Source organism: Candidatus Nitrospira bockiana (genome assembly GCF_965152565.1).
In genome coordinates this window covers 1,353,469-1,371,274 of record NZ_OZ224215.1, presented here as the reverse complement: position 1 = coordinate 1,371,274, position 17,806 = coordinate 1,353,469, and the positions used below count along the sequence as shown (strand labels likewise).

Annotated in this window: 14 protein-coding genes, 4 tRNA genes and 1 pseudogene; 3 read left to right on the top strand and 16 right to left on the bottom strand. The window is 59.9% G+C overall.

Translation table 11 applies throughout. The features are described 5' to 3' along the window. Positions 1 to 160: 160 nt before the first annotated feature. The 15 genes and pseudogenes from rpoB to ACWHYV_RS06640 form a co-directional block, all read right to left on the bottom strand. Positions 161 to 4,123, bottom strand: a complete 3,963-nt coding sequence (gene rpoB / locus ACWHYV_RS06710; protein WP_447979882.1) for a DNA-directed RNA polymerase subunit beta — start codon at positions 4,121 to 4,123, stop codon at positions 161 to 163. 75 nt (positions 4,124 to 4,198) lie between these two features. Continuing rightward, positions 4,199 to 4,549: a 50S ribosomal protein L7/L12 gene (rplL, locus tag ACWHYV_RS06705; RefSeq protein WP_447980693.1), complete on the bottom strand. Its 351-nt coding sequence runs from the start codon at positions 4,547 to 4,549 to the stop codon at positions 4,199 to 4,201. A gap of 132 nt (positions 4,550 to 4,681) precedes the next feature. Beyond that, a pseudogene (gene rplJ, locus ACWHYV_RS06700) lies at positions 4,682 to 5,140 on the bottom strand (50S ribosomal protein L10); the annotation flags it as partial. A gap of 53 nt (positions 5,141 to 5,193) precedes the next feature. Continuing rightward, positions 5,194 to 5,886, bottom strand: coding sequence for a 50S ribosomal protein L1 (gene rplA, locus ACWHYV_RS06695; RefSeq protein WP_447979881.1), 693 nt, complete (start codon positions 5,884 to 5,886; stop codon positions 5,194 to 5,196). A 73-nt stretch (positions 5,887 to 5,959) separates the two neighbouring features. Then, positions 5,960 to 6,382, bottom strand: coding sequence for a 50S ribosomal protein L11 (gene rplK / locus ACWHYV_RS06690; protein WP_447979880.1), 423 nt, complete (start codon positions 6,380 to 6,382; stop codon positions 5,960 to 5,962). A gap of 84 nt (positions 6,383 to 6,466) precedes the next feature. Next, a complete protein-coding gene (nusG, locus tag ACWHYV_RS06685) occupies positions 6,467 to 7,003 on the bottom strand; it encodes a transcription termination/antitermination protein NusG (protein WP_447979879.1) in 537 nt (178 codons plus the stop codon). A gap of 25 nt (positions 7,004 to 7,028) precedes the next feature. Next, on the bottom strand, positions 7,029 to 7,223 hold the full coding sequence (secE, locus tag ACWHYV_RS06680) for a preprotein translocase subunit SecE (RefSeq protein ID WP_447979878.1): 195 nt from the start codon (positions 7,221 to 7,223) through the stop codon (positions 7,029 to 7,031). Between the two features lie 32 nt (positions 7,224 to 7,255). Next, positions 7,256 to 7,332 (bottom strand) — tRNA-Trp (locus tag ACWHYV_RS06675). A 145-nt stretch (positions 7,333 to 7,477) separates the two neighbouring features. Beyond that, positions 7,478 to 7,627, bottom strand: coding sequence for a 50S ribosomal protein L33 (gene rpmG / locus ACWHYV_RS06670; protein ID WP_447979877.1), 150 nt, complete (start codon positions 7,625 to 7,627; stop codon positions 7,478 to 7,480). A gap of 51 nt (positions 7,628 to 7,678) precedes the next feature. Next, positions 7,679 to 8,884, bottom strand: coding sequence for an elongation factor Tu (gene tuf / locus ACWHYV_RS06665; protein WP_447979876.1), 1,206 nt, complete (start codon positions 8,882 to 8,884; stop codon positions 7,679 to 7,681). Between the two features lie 89 nt (positions 8,885 to 8,973). Further along, positions 8,974 to 9,049 (bottom strand) — tRNA-Thr (locus ACWHYV_RS06660). A gap of 112 nt (positions 9,050 to 9,161) precedes the next feature. Beyond that, a tRNA-Gly gene (locus tag ACWHYV_RS06655) sits at positions 9,162 to 9,236 on the bottom strand. A gap of 87 nt (positions 9,237 to 9,323) precedes the next feature. Beyond that, positions 9,324 to 9,408: transfer RNA gene (locus ACWHYV_RS06650), tRNA-Tyr, on the bottom strand. Between the two features lie 243 nt (positions 9,409 to 9,651). After that, positions 9,652 to 10,563, bottom strand: coding sequence for a hypothetical protein (locus ACWHYV_RS06645; RefSeq protein WP_447979875.1), 912 nt, complete (start codon positions 10,561 to 10,563; stop codon positions 9,652 to 9,654). Then, on the bottom strand, positions 10,547 to 12,565 hold the full coding sequence (locus ACWHYV_RS06640; protein ID WP_447979874.1) for an ATP-dependent helicase: 2,019 nt from the start codon (positions 12,563 to 12,565) through the stop codon (positions 10,547 to 10,549). Before ACWHYV_RS06640 ends, ACWHYV_RS06645 begins: the two co-directional genes overlap by 17 nt. 109 nt (positions 12,566 to 12,674) lie before the next feature. Between ACWHYV_RS06640 and ACWHYV_RS06635 the strand changes: the two genes are divergently transcribed. Both ACWHYV_RS06635 and glgP read left to right on the top strand, forming a co-directional pair. Then, positions 12,675 to 13,511, top strand: a complete 837-nt coding sequence (locus ACWHYV_RS06635; RefSeq protein ID WP_447979873.1) for a hypothetical protein — start codon at positions 12,675 to 12,677, stop codon at positions 13,509 to 13,511. Positions 13,512 to 13,660: 149 nt separating this feature from the next. Next, the gene (glgP, locus tag ACWHYV_RS06630; RefSeq protein ID WP_447979872.1) at positions 13,661 to 15,811 is read left to right on the top strand and encodes an alpha-glucan family phosphorylase; all 2,151 of its coding nucleotides are present in this window, start codon (positions 13,661 to 13,663) and stop codon (positions 15,809 to 15,811) included. A gap of 11 nt (positions 15,812 to 15,822) precedes the next feature. Here glgP and ACWHYV_RS06625 read toward each other — a convergent pair whose 3' ends face one another. Then, on the bottom strand, positions 15,823 to 16,119 hold the full coding sequence (locus ACWHYV_RS06625; protein WP_447979871.1) for an HIT family protein: 297 nt from the start codon (positions 16,117 to 16,119) through the stop codon (positions 15,823 to 15,825). 779 nt (positions 16,120 to 16,898) lie between these two features. On the opposite strand from ACWHYV_RS06625, the gene ACWHYV_RS06620 reads away from it, so the two are divergent. Then, the gene (locus ACWHYV_RS06620; protein WP_447979870.1) at positions 16,899 to 17,801 is read left to right on the top strand and encodes a HEAT repeat domain-containing protein; all 903 of its coding nucleotides are present in this window, start codon (positions 16,899 to 16,901) and stop codon (positions 17,799 to 17,801) included. Positions 17,802 to 17,806: the final 5 nt, after the last annotated feature.

Below are 17,806 nucleotides of genomic sequence, written 5' to 3'. Positions count from 1 at the left end.
TCCCTCCTCACGACCGCTGAACATGGCTTCCATCTGCGTTCTCGGCTCGCAGAACTCCTCGACGGAGCGCAAAGCCGCGCCTGCGGTTTTTGATTCGCCTGCGGCCTTACTGGAAGACCATGTCGAACGGTCGGTTAACATTCAGTGAGAGATGTCTCGTTCAATCCCTTGATTTGATCAGTTCCACGTCGAGGCCCAGACTCTGCAGCTCCTTCACGAGGACGTTGAAGGACTCTGGCAAGCCCGGCTCGAGGAAATTTTCCCCCTTGACGATCGCCTCGTAGATCCGAGACCGGCCCGGAACATCGTCCGACTTGACGGTGAGGAACTCCTGAAGGGTGGAGGCAGCCCCGTACGCCTGAAGTGCCCATACCTCCATCTCGCCCAGCCGCTGCCCGCCGAACTGGGCCTTTCCGCCCAGAGGTTGTTGGGTCACCAGCGAGTAGGGCCCGATCGATCGCGCGTGGATCTTGTCGTCAACCAAATGGTGGAGTTTCAGCATGTACATGTAGCCCACGGTCACCGGGCTCTTGAATGGCTCCCCGGTCCGACCATCGAATAACGTCGTCTGTCCGCTCGGAGGCAGCTTGGCCTTCTTCAAGAGGTCTTTGATCTCGGTCTCCGAGGCACCGTCGAAGACCGGGCTCGATACGTTGATTCCCAAGGCCTTCGCTGCCCAGCCGAGATGAGTTTCGAGAATCTGGCCGACGTTCATGCGCGACGGCACGCCCAGCGGATTGAGCACGATCTCGACCGGCGTCCCGTCCGGCAAATACGGCATGTCCTCTTCCGGAAGAATCCGCGAAACCACGCCCTTGTTCCCATGACGGCCGGCCATCTTGTCCCCGACCGATACCTTCCGCTTCATGGCGATATAGACCTTGACGAGCTTGATGACGCCCGGGGGCAGCTCATCCCCCCGTTTGAGGCGTCCGACTTTGTCGTCGTACAACGTTTGCAAAATCTCGATTTGCTCCTTGGCGAGCCGTTCGATCTCCTCTAACTGCTTCTGTTCGTCGGGATCCGCGAGCGTAATGTGGCGGATCTGATCGTCGCCGAGCTTCTTCAGCACCTCGGCGGTGAGCTTGCCCTTCTTCTTGAGCGTGACCTCCCCGGTCTCCGCATCCATGAGGTCGCGCCCCACGACCTTGCCGAGAAGAAACTTGCGGATCTTCTTGTTCTTTTCTTCCTCGATGATCCGCAGCTCCTCCTGGTGATCACGCTGAAGCTTGAGCACGTCTTCATTCTCGATGCTCTTGGAACGCTCGTCCTTGTCCAACCCTTTTCGGGAGAAGATCTTCACGTCGACGACGATGCCCTCGACGCCGGGCGGCACCGTCAGCGAGGTGTCCTTCACATCACCGGCCTTCTCCCCGAAGATAGCCCGCAGCAGCTTCTCTTCGGGCGTCAACTGGGTCTCGCCTTTGGGTGTCACCTTGCCGACCAAGATGTCCCCTGGCTTGACTTCCGCACCGATTCTGATGATGCCGCTCTCATCCAAGTTTCGAAGCGCTTCCTCGCCCACGTTCGGGATATCCCGGGTGATTTCTTCCTTCCCCAGTTTGGTATCCCGTGCCTCCACCTCGAACTCCTCGATGTGGATCGACGTAAACTTGTCTTCCTTCACGAGACGTTCGCTGATGAGGATCGCATCTTCGAAGTTGAATCCGCCCCACGGCATGAAGGCGACGAGGACGTTTTGCCCCAACGCCAGTTCGCCGCGGTCCATGGCCGGACCGTCCCCCAACACCTGCCCCTTCTTGACTGGCTGTCCGACTCGGACCACCGGCTTTTGCGTGATGCAGGTGTTCTGATTCGACCGCTGGAACTTGATCAGGTCGTACACATCCAAAAGACCTTCCTTCCTGGAACTCTCACCCTTCTTAGGCTCCGCCCTGACGACGATCCGGGTCGCATCGACGCTCTCGACGACCCCGGCCCGCTTGGCTTGCAGGACATATCCTGAATCCCTCGCAACCACCGCTTCCATGCCGGTCCCGACGAGGGGAGCTTCGGTGCGGATCAGGGGGACGGCTTGGCGCTGCATGTTCGATCCCATCAGCGCTCGGTTGGCGTCGTCATGCTCCAAGAAGGGGATGAGCGCCGTCGCTACGCTGACCACCTGTTTCGGTGAGACGTCCATGTACTCGATCCGATCGGGCGTAGTCGTAATGAAGTCCCCGCCCTTCCGCGCCGAGATCGTCTCGGACACCAGACGGGCGCCATTGTCCACCTTCGAGTTTGCCTGTGCGATGACATATTGATCACCCTCAATGGCGGAGAGGAATTCGATCTCGTCGGTCACACGTCCCTTCTTGACCTTGCGATAGGGCGCTTCGATGAAACCGAAGTCGTTGATCCGGGCGTACGTAGCCAGCGAAGTGATCAACCCGATATTCGGGCCTTCCGGCGTCTCGATGGGGCAGATACGGCTATAGTGCGACGGATGGACGTCCCGGACTTCGAATCCAGCGCGCTCCCGTGTCAGGCCACCGGGTCCCAAGGCCGACAAGCGCCGCTTGTGGGTAATCTCGGCAAGGGGATTCGTCTGGTCCATGAACTGCGACAACTGGCTGCTGCTGAAGAATTCCTTGATCGCCGCAACCACCGGTTTCGCGTTGATCAGGTCGTGCGGGAGCACGGTTTCCATGTCCAGAAGGTTCATCCGCTCCTTGATGCTCCGCTCCATCCGGACCAACCCAAGCCGCACCTGATTTTCCAGCAGCTCGCCGACCGACCGGACGCGCCGGTTCCCCAAGTGGTCGATATCGTCGATCTCGCCCTTTCCCATCTTCAGGTTCACGAGATAGCGAATGACTTCGACGATGTCTTGCGCGGTCAATGTCCGTTGTTCGAGCGGGAGGTCCAGCCCCAGCTTTTTGTTGAGCTTCAGTCGCCCGACCGGAGACAAATCGTAGCGCTTGGGATTGTGGAAGAGGTTTTCAAAGAGAACCTTGGCGGTTTCGATCGACGGCGTCTCCCCGGGTCGGAGCCGCTTGTAGATCTCCACCATCGCTTCTTCCTTCGACTCCGTGTGCTCCATTTCGAGGGTGTCGAGAATCACGGGGGTAGCGGTTGGGCTGTCCAGGTAGATCGCCTTGAAGCTGTCGATGTTGCTCTCGACGATCTTGTCCAACACCGCCTGGGTCAGCTTGTGATTCTTCTCGAGCAGCTTCTCCTTGGTGGTTGGATCGACCAATTCGGTAAGCACCGCACGGCCGACGAGATCCGCGGGATTGACCGGAATTTCTTTGATGCCGGCGGCCTTCAGCCGCGTGATCGTGTTCTTGGTCAACTTGGCGCCTTCACGGACGATCGGCTCCTTGCTGCCCTTCTCCGTGATTTCGATCGGACACTTCAGCCCGTGGTGCAGCTCCGGGTCCAGTTTGCGCAGCAACTTGCCCTTGGAGACCCGGATTTCCTCCACCGCGTAGTACATCTTCAGGAGGTCGTCGCTCGAATAGCCGAAGGCCTTGAGCAGAATCGTGGCCGGCATCTTGCGCCGTCGGTCGATCCGGACATAGAGAATGTCGCGGGCATCGAACTCGAAATCCAGCCACGAGCCGCGGTACGGAATGATGCGGGCGGAATAGAGCACCTTGCCGCTGGCGTGCGTCCGTCCCTTGTCATGAGTAAACGAGGCGCCGGGGGAGCGATGGAGCTGGCTCACGACGACTCGTTCCGTCCCGTTAATGATGAACGTGCCCCGCTCCGTCATGAGCGGGAGCTCACCGACGTAGACTTCCTGTTCCCTGACGTCGAGAACCTTCTTTTTCGGGCCCTTGTCTTCCTTGTCGAAGACCACCAATCGCACGCGAAGTTTTAGCGGCACGGCGTAGGTCATGCCTTGTTCGAGGCACTCTCGCACATCGTACTTCGGCGTACCCAAGGAATAGCTGGAAAACTCCAGGACCGCGGTATTGTTGTAGTCCGCTATCGGAAAGACGCTGACCAGGGCCGCCTGCAGCCCCTTGTCCTCGCGGCGCTCCGGATCATTCTCCAACTGCAGAAACTGCTCATAGGAACGTTTCTGGATTCCAATGAGGTCGGGAATGTCAATGTTCGCACGGATTTTCGAGAAATCTTTCCGCTCGATCAGTCCATTGACAGACGTGTCTAACATCCGAGGCTCCTCCATCCCATAACGCCCATAACGTGCATGGCCCGGCCTGCTTCACTCCGTCGCATGGTCCCGCTCCTACTTGATTTCGACCTTGGCCCCGCTTTCCTCGAGCTTCTTCTTCATCGCGTCGGCTTCTTCCTTGGTCACGCCGGTCTTCACCGGCTTGGGGGCGCCCTCGACCAGGTCCTTGGCTTCCTTCAGACCCAAGCTGGTAAGCTCGCGCACGACTTTGATGACCTGGATCTTTTTATCCGCGGCCGCACTCGCGAGGATGACATCGAAGGACGTCTTTTCTTCCGCTGGAGCCGCCGCCGCCCCGGCACCCGCCGCGCCCGGCATCGCCGCAACCGCGACAGGAGCGGCCGCCGTGACCCCGAACTTGCTCTCGAACGCCTTGACCAACTCGGACAGCTCCAATACACTCATGCTTCCGACTGCGTTGATGATCTCCTCCTGTGAAAGCTTCCCCTCGGCTGTAGGCATGTCTCCCTCTCCTTTCTTCTTGTCCTGAATTGCCACCAATACACCCACCAGTTTTCTGAGCACTCCACTGAGGACCGACACAAGGTTTCGGGCCGGCCCTTGCATCGCCGACAGCAACATCGACAGCACGACTTCCTTCGAGGGGAGGCTCGCCACCTCGAGCAGGCGCTCAGTCGATAACACCCGGCCTTCGAGCACCCCCGCCATGATCCGCATCTTCTCCTCGCGCTTTTCAGCCTTGATGAAGTCGCGAAGGATCTTGGTCGGGAGGGTCGGGTCGTCATAGCCAATGACCAGCGCCAACGGGCCTTTGAAATAAGCTCTCGCTCCGGCCAGTGACGTGCCGTCGACCGCCCGGGCCGCCAGAGTGTTCTTGACGACTTTGAATTCAGCCTTGGCTGCGCGCAACTGTTTGCGCAACTCGGTGATTTGATTGACCTCCAAGCCCGAGCACTCCGTCATGACCGCTAGCTTGGCCTTGACGAACTTTTCATGTAGCTCGGCGATCGCTGTAGCCTTCTCTTCCTTATTCATGCGGGTCTCCTCTCCAGACTCCGACCGAGAGCGTGATGGCTGGGACCGCTCCCCTAGCTCCACTGCTTGGTAATCGCCACGGGGTCCAACTTCACGCCCGGACCCATGGTACTGGAGATCGTGGCGGTCTTGAGATAACGTCCCTTGACGGAAGCCGGCCGCGCCTTGATGATCGATTCCAAGACGGCCGTGGCATTTTCGTAGAGACGCTCCGCATCGAACGACACCTTGCCGATCGGCACGTGAACGATGCCAGCCTTCTCGACCTTGTATTCCACGCGCCCCTTGCGGATTTCATTGATCGCCTTGCCGACCTCGAACGTGACCGTACCCGTCTTGGGGTTTGGCATTAGACCGCGGGGGCCGAGAACTTTGCCGAGTTTCCCAACAGACGCCATCAGGTCCGGGGTCGCAATGGCTTGGTCGAAATCCATCCACCCGCCCTTGATCTTTTCCATCAAGTCCTCGGCGCCGACGTAGTCCGCACCCGCTGCTCGCGCTTCCTGCTCCTTCTCCCCCTTCGCAAAGACGAGCACACGGACTTTCTTCCCTGTACCGTTCGGCAGCAGCGTAGTTCCCCGCACCATCTGATCAGCGCGCTTGGGGTCCACCCCAAGCCGGAGAGCCAAATCGACGGTCTCGTCGAACTTGGCAAACGCCACCTGCTTGACGACATCGACCGCTTCACGCAACGGATAGAGCCTGGGCTCAACTTTGGCGGCCGCCGCTTCCCACTTCTTCCCCATATTCTCGCTCCTCTCTACTCACTGGGCGAACGCTCGTCGTGCCGCTCGTTTCGCCACCAGAACCGCCGGCCCACTATTGGATCACAATGCCCATGCTCCGAGCGGTGCCTTCGATGATTCTCATCGCCCCCTCGAGATCGGCCGCATTCAAGTCTGACATCTTCTTGCCGGCGATTTCCTTCAACTGCGCTCGGGTAATCTTGCCCACCTTGTCTTTGTGCGGCACACCGGCACCCTTGATCACCCCTGCCGCCTTCTTGAGAAGGTCAGAGGCAGGCGGCGTGCGGGTGACGAAGGTGAAGGTCCGATCCTTGTAGACCGTGATGACGACCGGGATGATGCTGTCCCCTTCTTTCTGGGTCCGCGCGTTGAATTGCTTGCAAAATTCCATGATGTTGACGCCATGCTGACCAAGCGACGGGCCAACCGGCGGAGCTGGATTCGCTTTCCCAGCCGGGATCTGCAGTTTAATTTGAGCCGTAATCTCTTTTGCCATTGTTGCTCCTTAGCTAGCCGGACAACCTTGCAGCCGCGCGCCTTCAGCAAGCCATCCGATGATGCAGAGAGGCCGGCATTGCCTCTAGATCCGTTCAACCTGCAAAAAGCCCAGTTCCACCGGTGTGGATCGTCCAAAAATACTGACCAAGACCTTCACACGATTGTGATCGCTGTCCACCTCGTCCACCAACGCATTGAAACCCATGAATGGGCCGTCGATGATCCGGACATTGTCTCCTTTGACGAACCGAATCTGCTCGCGTGGCGTCGCCGTGCCCGAGTCCACCTGTTTGAGCAGCGACTCTGCTTCCTCTTGGGTGAGAGGGACCGGCTTTGTCCCGCCGCCCACGAACCCCGTCACCTTCGGAGTCTCCTTGATCATTTGAACGGCTTCATCCGTCGGCGGGGTTTCCAATTCCACGAGCACGTAGCCGGGGAAGAATTTTCGGCGCGAGGTACGGCGCTTGCCATCCTTGATCTCAATGACATCCTCGGTCGGGACCAAAACCTGTCCGAGTTGGTCGACCAATCCCATCTGGTTTGCGCGTTCAACGATACTGGCCTTCACGCGTCCTTCGAACCCCGCATAGGTATGAATCACATACCAGCTCTTAGCCATCTCCCCCCTCAAAGCCGCGACCGCCTCAGATGATCTTGCTGACGAGCCAGACGAGGAACGAATCGACCACGGACAGATAGAGGGACATGATGATGCAAAAAACGATCACCACCGTCGTCGATCCCACCGTCTCACTCTTGGTTGGAAACGAGATCTTCCGAAACTCGCTCTTCACTTCGTTGAAAAACTCGACTGCAGATGCCCACATTTTTTGAAACATCGCTTGCTCCGCTCAATGGCACTGCCATGCTATGGCAGGGGCACCAGGAATCGAACCCGGACCTTCGGTTTTGGAGACCGACGTGCTAGCCGTTGAACACCATGCCCCTGTGCAGGCGATTGAAAGAGACCGCGCTTGGCTCTCGGGCTCGGCGCAACCCTCGACGTTGCAGAGGCTACGCCCCCAGTTTCATCTTGCCCGCGGCGTGGCCGGCTGATCGCCCTTTGCCTACCCGAGCAATCCCACAGCCCGATCTACTTCACCTCTTTGTGCGCGGTATGTTTGCGACAGAAGCGGCAGAACTTGTTGCGCTCGAGCCGATCGGGATCATTCTTCTTATTTTTCATTGTGGAGTAATTGCGCTGCTTGCACACCGAACACGCCATCGAAATGATTTCCCTCATGACTTATCCCTTCGTCGTGGTTCCGAGTGCGAACGGTGAACCCGCTGCCCTTTACGCCAAGATTTCCGTAACGATGCCGGAGCCGACGGTCTTGCCGCCCTCCCGCACCGCGAAGCGCAACCCCTGATCCATCGCAATCGGCGAGATCAACTCCGCCGTGATCGCCACATTGTCCCCCGGCATCACCATCTCTACCCCGGGGTTCAACTGCACCACCCCCGTCACGTCCGTCGTCCGGAAGTAGAACTGCGGCCGGTACCCGTTGAAGAACGGCGTGTGCCGCCCGCCCTCCTCCTTCGTCAACACGTAGATCTCCGCCTTGAACTTCGTGTGCGGCGTGATGCTCCCCGGCTTCGCCAGCACCATCCCCCGCTCCACCTCTTCCTTCTTCGTCCCCCGCAACAGCACCCCGATGTTGTCCCCCGCCTGCCCCTCATCGAGCACCTTGCGGAACATCTCCACCCCCGTCACCACCGTTTTCTGCGTCGGCCGGAGCCCCACGATCTCCACTTCATCGCCCACCTTCACCACACCCCGCTCGCACCGGCCCGTCACCACCGTGCCCCGCCCGCTGATCGTGAACACGTCCTCGATCGGCATCAAAAACGGCTTGTCCACCGCCCGCACCGGCGTCGGAATGTACGTGTCGATCGCCTCCAACAGCTTCAGGATCGCCGGCACCCCAATCTCGCTCTGATCCCCCTCCATCGCCTTCGTCGCCGACCCCGTGATGACCGGAATCTTGTCCCCCGGAAACTCGTACTTCGTCAGCAGCTCCCGCACTTCCAACTCCACCAGGTCCAGCAGCTCCTTGTCGTCCACCTTGTCCGCCTTGTTCAAAAACACGACGATGTACGGCACCCCGACCTGCCGCGCCAACAAAATGTGCTCGCGCGTCTGCGGCATCGGCCCGTCCGCGGCGCTCACCACCAAGATCGCCCCGTCCATCTGCGCGGCGCCCGTGATCATGTTCTTCACATAGTCCGCGTGCCCCGGACAGTCCACGTGCGCGTAGTGCCGCTTGTCCGTCTCGTACTCGACGTGCGAAATCGCAATCGTCATGATCTTCGTCGCGTCTCGCCGCCCCTGCGACTCGCTCGCCTTCGCCACCTCGTCATAGCTTACGAACTTCGCCATGCCCCGCTCGCTGCAGATCTTCGTCAGCGCGGACGTGAGCGTCGTCTTGCCGTGGTCCACGTGCCCAATCGTCCCAATGTTCACGTGGGGCTTGCGTCGCTCAAACTTCGCCTTCGCCATACTGCCCTCCTTCGTCCGTTAGTGGATCACTTGTCAAGCCACCGTGAGACGGGATACACACTAGCGGCTAACGACGGATGTTGTTCTCGTGGAGCCCACGACGCGGATCGAACGCGTGACCTCGTCCTTACCAAGGACGTGCTCTACCAACTGAGCTACGTGGGCCTGTTTCGTGAACGTTCACCGTGATTCGTGACTCGCGGGAAGTCGACGGCCGTGAGTTCGTCCTCTGGCGATTAACGGATGGTGATGACCGCTTTCGGCCCTTCCGAAAAATTGGAGCGGGCGACGGGATTTGAACCCGTGACAGCCAGCTTGGAAGGCTGGGACTCTACCACTGAGCTACGCCCGCAAGCTTCTAGAATACGGATGGAGGTCAAGGTTAAGGTTGAGGGACGAACACGGTTTATGGCCTCAACCTCAACCTGAGCCTTCCCTCTGGTGGGCAGGCAAGGATTCGAACCTTGGAAGCCGATGGCAACAGATTTACAGTCTGCCCCCTTTGTCCACTTGGGTACCTGCCCTAACATCAAACGCCGCATCTCACTTCAGGTTCTGACTCAAAAGCAAACGATCCCAGTCACAGCTTTCCCCTTCGTTACGAACCCACACGAGGGATTACTGATCAGGCTGGGGATGACATTGGACTTGGAAGCGTGCAATTTTACGAACGATATAGCCTTGTGTCAAGGGGCCAAACGGGGATTCGGAGAAATTTCTTCCTGGGGTCATCCCGGGACGAAAGCAGATTGCCGAGAGCGAGGAGATTACGGGCACGGTGGACTCCCAGGCATTGGAGGCCGGTTGGGCTCCATGACCCCAACCGCCTTGTCGGCGTCTTCAATTGAAAATTCCAATACTTCCGTCAACAACTTATGAACCTCGGCCGGTGTGATCCGATGGGAAGGTGCAAGGAATCGCTTCCGAGTAATCGCCCGCTCAGCCTCCTGTTCCGGCTCGTAATACCCAATTAGGTCGCCCTCGCGATCGGCCTTCCTCAATCGTTTCAGCCACTCGGCCTGGAGTCTGGCTGATGGGCCCGCCATGCCCCCCCGCCCGCGTTGGAGTTCGAGCTTGGTCCATACAGCCCAACCCACGAAGACGGCCCAGGTCTCGTTCAGCGCCTCCCAGGACTCCCGATCAGTGAGATGGCGGACCTCCGTTCGAGTCTTTCGTTGGAGGATGGGGGTGATGCTCACCTGCCGGTATCGGCACGCTTGACGCTCTCTGGCGAACGTGATCAGCCGAGAAATCCGCTCATCGGCCCCCGGATGCGCGTCAAGGGAAGCAGCGAAATCCATATAAGCATGGAACAGCTCATGATAGACGGTTCCGACTTCACGGGGCGAGAGCTGCGAGATGGGCTTCAGCACACCACCGGCCGCATTGAAAGAGAGCGCCTGGTTCAGCACCAGGCGATGCTCTTCCGGGTGATACTCAGCGGCGAAGGCATGGAGATCGTCGAATTCCAAGATCAAGAAGTCGTGTGGAATGGAAAGAAGAAACTGCGTGGGAAGGCCTGCTGCTTTGGCTTGAGGAAGGAACGATTGCCAAAAATCGCCGGCGGCCTTGTCGGTCTCACCTCCGGCCTCAACATGACGCGCCACCGGTATCGTGGCGAGAAGAATGGCGCTTCCCAGCGCGACCGACAGGGCAAACCGCCTATAGCCACCGGTCATGATAGCCACCCTCCTCGACCAGTGCCCAGGTCTCGAGATAGGAGGATGGGACATCGTCCAAGAAACGAGACGGCTTGGACAGAACGGCGCCTGTGGCCTTGTCGTAGACATTGATGGGATAGGTCACAAACAAATAGTGTTTCGCCCGCGTCACGGCGACATAGAAGAGACGGCGCTCCTCTTCTAACTCGTCCTCGCTCGCGAAGGAATAGGCCGATGGAAACCGACCATCGACGGCCCAGATGACGAAGACGGCCTGCCATTCCAAGCCCTTCGCCGAATGGATGGTCGAAAGAACGACCCGCTCATCGTCACGGTCAGGGCCTTCGACGCCGGCCACGCTTTCGTCGGGCGGTTCGAGGGCGAGGTCGGCAAGGAACCCATCGAGCTTCTGATACCGTTCGGCGATCGCATAGAGATGTTCGAGATCACGCACCCGCTTGGGATAGTCATCGTAGTGCTCTTTGAGGATCGGGAGATAGTAGCCGTAAATTTGGTTCACCTGCTCGGCCGGGCTCATGGCCGCAGCGCGGCTCGCTTCTTCCAGCACGTTGGCAAGCTCCTTCAGCGACCTCGATGCCCGCCCGCTCGCCTCACGAAGTACCGCTAACGGATGGCGCCCCACTCGCTCCTCTTTCATGAAGGCAGCGATCAACTCCTGCGCTTTCTTGGGCCCGACCCCTTCGACCAGCATCAACGCGCGGTTCCAACTGACGGCGTCCAGCGGATTTTCAATGATCCGAAGATGTGCCAAGAGATCCTTGACGTGGGCGGTTTCGATGAACTTGAACCCACCACGCTTCACGAACGGAAGATCCCTACGCGAGAGTTCGATTTCCAGATCAAAGGAATGAAAACTAGAGCGGAACAGGATCGCAATCTCATCCAGCGGCACACCTTCTTCCCGGAGCTCGAGAATCCGTTGAGAGATGAATCGAGACTGAGCGTTCTCACCTCCCGCCTGGACGAGGGCCGGAAGAGGTCCGTCGAGCTTTCGCGTGAACAAATGCTTCGTGTACTTCTCCGCAGCGCCCTCGATCACGCGATTGGCGACGTTGAGAATCGGCTGCGTGCTGCGGTAGTTCTCTTCGAGCTTGTAGATCCGGCAACCGGGAAACAGGGTGGGAAACTCCATGATGTTCCGGAACGTCGCGCCTCGAAAGGCATAGATGGACTGCGAATCATCTCCGACGACCATGACGTTGTCGTGACTGGCGGCCAGCTTTCGGATCAATTCGGCCTGGAGGCGATTCGTGTCCTGATACTCATCGACGAGGATGTATCGGAACCGCTGGCTGATCGTCCGCTGAATGGCCTGGTCCGTGGTCAACAGGTCGCGCAGCTTGACCAGCAGATCGTCATAATCCAGCAACTGTCGCTTCCGCTTGTCCGCCTCATAGGCATGCCGAAGTCGTTGCAGATCATCGAGGTGCTCTGAGAAGTGGGGGTAATCGGCGAGCACCACCTCGTCGACCGTCTGGACCGTGTTGACGGCCTTGCTGAACACCTCGGCGATGGTGCCTTTGCGCGGAAACCGCCTGTCTTTCTCGCTCAGGCCCAGGTCCGCCCGTAAGAGCCCGATCAGATCCTCGGCATCGCTGCGGTCCAGGATGGTGAATCCGGGAGCAAGACCGATCGGCCGGGCGTATTGGCGCAGCAGCGCATTGGCCACGGAGTGAAAGGTCCCGCCGAAGACGCGCTCACTCCGCGAGCCGATCAACAGCCCCGCCCGGCTGAGCATCTCCTGAGCGGACTTCCGTGTAAACGTCAGAAGGAGTATGTTGCCCGGATCGACGCCGTTGTCGATCAGGTAGGCCACCCGGCACACGAGCGTCCGCGTCTTTCCACTCCCGGCCCCTGCGATGACGAGGGCCGGACCATCGACCGCCGTGACCGCTGCCAGTTGCTGTGAATTCAGCGCCTGCGCGTAATCGACGGACAGTGCCGGGCTCACGGAGTCAGACAGTCGACGGAGCACGTAAGGCTTCGGATCACGGTCCATGTCGGCCTCCTCGTCGAGTCGTTATACCGTTGGATGCCTTCAGGTGCAAGCATCGTGACTTGGACCGCCGCGGCGACTTGTATATAATATGGGCCACATTGGAGCGACCATGTCGGCATCTCAAGGTCCTTATGCGGCAATTCTTCGCGACCTCGCAGGGCTGATCTTGACGGTTTGCGCCGAGGCCGTCGCGATGCTCAAGCGCGCCGCGCCCGAGCAAGCTTTGAAGTTGAAGTCCACCCAAGAGTGGACCATCTACCTGGAATTTCTGAAGGTCTTCTTCAACCTGGTGGATCGCCTTTCGGCCTTTTACCTTCCCTTGCGGGATCGCCCCGAGTTCATGAACAGCCTCGAAGACACGGTCAGCCAGCAACTGAGCAATGTCCTGGCACCAGCACTGGCCCAGAACGCCGACCAGATGGAAGTGACGTTCACGATTGGTCGGGCCGTCGCCGAGAGCCGGCAGACGTACGAGCGTTTTGCCTTCGTCGTGACCGAGGACGACCCTCAGAAGGACGAGTTCCTGAAATTCTTCGCCGAGCGAGTCGCCCACCTTTTGAATATGCCGGGTAACGGACTGGTGATCTCCTCGGCTACCCTCTGTGCGAGTGCCATCGTGCCGGCGCTGAAAGCCGCATTCGAGAGAAGCGTGCCGCCGCAGTCCGGGACCACGGCTGAACGCGAACAGGTGCAGGCGGCCACCGAGCCGACCCCTCCGAGCACCGGGAACCAAATCAAGCTCGTCAGCGTCATGTCATCGATGGAAGGGGAAGAGGTGGAGACCCGTTGGGGCGTGCACCCGCGGTTCCGCCGTGATTTGACCCCCGAAGAACTGCGTGAACTCTCTCGCCTGATGAACCGAGTAACCCGGATCCTCGGCGAGCGCTATGCAGCCGTGGCATTCTCGCCCGGCTGGGCACCCTGGCAGCAGGTCGGTCACGCATAATCAATGGGGTAAGGGGTACGCGGTAAGGGGTATGAGGACGCATCCACCTCGTGCCTCTTCCCTCCTATTCCTTACCCTTTTTTTGTACGGCTCGTTTGACAAGGGTGATTTCAAGGGTAATTTGATGATGTCGATGTTAAGGAGGCAGTGTGACTGACAGGCAACCGGTGTCTCTGCCCGGCGGTCTCAACCGGCTCTCAGAACTCGCTCACAACCTCTGGTGGAGCTGGAAACCCGAAGCGCGGCAGTTGTTCGAAACCATCGATCCTACGCTCTGGCGTCTCTCCCATCACAACCCCGTCAAGCTGCTCCAAGAACTGAAGCCGGACCGACTCACCGCGCTCAGTGAGGACCCGGTTTTCATCCGCCAGTATTCCGCGGTCTTGAAAGCGTTCGACCAGTACATGAGCCGGGAAGGCACATGGTTTTCCCAGCAATATCCCGACCAACGGGATTTGACGATCGCCTATTTCTCGGCGGAATTCGGCCTCCATAATTCGGTTCCGATCTATAGCGGCGGGCTCGGGATCCTGGCGGGAGACCATTGCAAGGAGGCCAGCGATCTCGGCATTCCGATCGTGGGCCTCGGGTTCATGTATCCCCAAGGCTACTTCCATCAACGCATCAGTCCCGAGGGCTGGCAGGAAGCGCATTATGAACCGTTCAACCGGCTGGAGTCGCCGATCACGCCGGCACTGAGCCCGAGCGGGGTTCCCTGCCAGGTGGTGGTGGAGATGGGCTCACGCCCTGTCACCGTCCTGGTCTGGCAGATTCGATGCGGCCGCGTGACGCTCTATCTGATGGACACCGACGTTCCCGATAATGCCCCCCGTGATCGCGAGTTGTCGGCCCGCCTGTACGGAGGCGATCAAGAAGTGCGCCTGTGCCAGGAGATTTTACTCGGAATCGGCGGCGTGCGGGTTCTCCGCGCGGTGGGGCTTCAGCCGTCCGTTTGGCATGCTAATGAGGGCCACTCGGCATTTCTGACTCTCGAACTCTACCGTGAATTCGTTCGCGCGGGGTACGCACATCAAGAGGCGATCGAACAGGTGCGTCGGAGGACGATCTTTACGACCCATACGCCGGTCCCCGCGGGGCACGACGTCTTCCCATTCGACCTCATGGAGCGCTACTTCCAGGGCTACTGGGAACAGGTGGGACTGAGTCGGGACCAGTTCTTTGAGTTCGGACAACACCCGGACTATCCCGGCGCGGGCTTCAATATGACGGCCTTGGCCATCCGGATGTCCGCCCACGTTAACGGGGTCAGCCGTGAACACGGGCGGGTTACCCGTAAGATGTGGCAGCACCTCTGGCCAAACCACGCGGAGGATCAAGTCCCGATTCGGAGCATTACGAACGGCGTCCACATTTCGACCTGGCTCGCCCCGGAGATGAACCATTTATACAGCAAGTACCTCGGCCCCGACTGGACGCGTTACCAGGATGACCCTGCGCTCTGGCACCGGGTCATGGAGATCCCTGATGCCGAACTGTGGGCCGTCCGGCAGGCGATGAAACGCAAACTGATGGGCTTCATTCGAGAACGCGCGCGTGCCGGGTGGATGCATCAGCGTTTGCAGCCGTTACAAGTGCTAGCGAGCGGAACGCTTCTGGATCCGGAAGCCCTGACCCTCGGCTTTGCACGTCGGTTTGCCACGTACAAGCGAGCTCCGCTCATTTTCCATTCTTTGAACCGACTGCAGGCACTTCTGCACGACCGTTGGCGACCGGTCCAGATCATCTTTGCCGGCAAAGCGCACCCGGCCGATGAACCGGGCCGATACTTCATCCATCAGGTGTACACGTACTGTAAGGACCATGGACTGGGCGGCCACATCGCGTTTTTGGAAGATTACGACATGCACATGGCCAAGTTTCTGGTGCAGGGAGTCGATGTGTGGCTGAATACGCCGCGACCGCCGATGGAGGCGAGCGGCACGAGCGGGCAGAAGGCCGCCCTCAACGGTGTCCCGAATCTCAGTGTCCTGGACGGCTGGTGGCAGGAAGGCTATGACGGCGCCAACGGATGGCCGATCCCGGCCTCTTCGCATCTCGCCGACTGGCAAGCCCAAGACGAGCACGACGCCGAATGCCTCTACCGCATTCTTGAGCACGACGTCGTGCCGCTGTACTACATGAGAGACCGAGACGGCATCCCGCGGGGTTGGATCCAGATCGTCAAGGATGCCATCCGGACGATCGCGCCGCGATTCTGCACGAGGCGGATGGTGAAGGAGTACATGGAACTCCTCTATGCACCGGCTGCGGAATCCGCCTCATCCCCCCGCAGCGCGTGACCCGCTCGCCTTCATCGTTTCAAATACGACCGGATGAGTCGAATGCGCCGGCCCCGCTCTTCGGCGGTGAGGGCCAGCGGGTCATGAGAGACCGTCCAAACGGGCTCTCGCGGCGCCGGATCAGTCCGCAGACGAGGAATCAGGTGCCAATGCATGTGAGGCACTTGGTTCCCGAGCAGCTCGTAATTGATCTTCACGGCATCAAAGGCCGAGTTGAGGGCGGCCGAAACTTCGTTGAGCTCTTCGACCAGCTGTCCGCGTTCCTCTCCGGACAGCTCGAACAACTCAGTGGCATGGCGGTTCAGCACGAGAACAGTCCAGCCGGGGAAGAACTGATCGTCGAAGAGATAAACCGTGGTAAGCCGACATGCTGCAATAAACGATTCCGAGGGAGGCCATTGGCCTGAACAAATACGGCACGATGCGATCGACATAGCGGGCTGAAGTATCGACGGCCGATCGCCCGGCGTCAATGCCTCGCATAGGCCCGAAGAATCGTTCACCGTCCGCCCCCCCGCTAAAGGCCTTGGCGTCTTGCCGGCTCGGACATCCTGTCGATTGGCAGGCTGCATTGCGAGACGAAGTGCGCGATGTTAGCATGTTCTATTCGTACCCTCAGTGACGAGTGATGCCCCTCCATTTCAGCGTGATACTTGCCACTGTACTGGTTGCCTCGGTTGGATTCGATTGGCAACCAGCCGAAGCGGCGGGAACGCACGCCGCACCGCAACAGGCCGACGCTGCGTTCCACAAGGGTCAATTCGATCAGGTGGTTCAGCTCCTTGAGGCGTATCCGGCAGGGCAAGAGCCGCCCGCCGCGCTCCTGAAGACCGCCTCCCGCAGTTACCTGCGCCTAGGGCGGCCTGAAGCCGCATACAAGACATACCGGCGTCTAACCGAAACGGGCGGCTCCGACGATGTCGGTCTGCTGCGCGAAATTGCAGTGGCTTTTGTGACCGGTTCCGTACGGGACCCGCAAGAACACGTTCGCATCGCCGCCTTTACGGCATTGCGAGATGCGCAGACACCGGACCTGTCGCCTCTTCTACAGGATGGCCTTTTCGATTCCTCCGCACTGGTTCGAGCCATGGCAACCGAAGGGTTGGGACGCCTCGCGACCACGGGGAAGGGAGCGAAGAGGGCCTCTGTGCTGGGTATGCTCAAGCGTGCATTACAGGATCCGGCCCCCGGCGTCCGCATCGCGGCTATGAATGCCTTAGGGGAAGCCGGCGACCGCACGGCAGTCGAGCTGTTACGTCCCATCGCGCGCTCTGAAGAAGGTGCGCCATATGTGTTCGCCCTGGCCGCACTCGCGAAGCTGGGGCAGCCGTCGGCGATGGAGGAGGTGGCGGGTGCCGCGACGCTGCCTGAGCCGGATGCGCGGATGGCGGCGTTCGGTGTCCTCGCACGGATCAACCAGCCGGGCGGTCTCAAGCTCCTCACCCAATCCGTCTATGATCCGGAGACCATGGTACGCGCCTTCGGTGCGGGAGCCCTCGGCGAGACGGGATCACCGGACGCAGCCGCCCCACTGATGCACGCGATCGGCGATGACGATCCACGGGTGCGCGGCATGGCGGCGGCGGCATTAGGGCGATTGAAGCTGGCACATACGAAGCCGATCCTCTGGCAGGCCGCAAGAGACCCCGTCGACTATGTTCGCGCCGGGGCAGTCGAGGGCCTCCTGCGCCTGAACGACGCGGAAGCACTGCTCGTGGCCCGCGAGCTCTCGAAACACCCCGATCCCTCGATTCGCAGCGCCGTGGCACAGGCGATCGGCCAGGCACGGAGTACGGCCGGCCTACCGATCCTTGAGGCACTCCGCGTAGACCTTCAGCCGCAACCGCGGTTGACCGCGGCACGAGCGTTGGGAAAGCTCGGGAGCCGCGAAGCGCTGCGGATCGCCAAAGAAATGCTGCTGGACACGGACCCGGCGATCCGCCTTGCTGCCGCGGGCAGCATCCTGCAGCTCACTGCGACCAGGAAGTGAGGCGC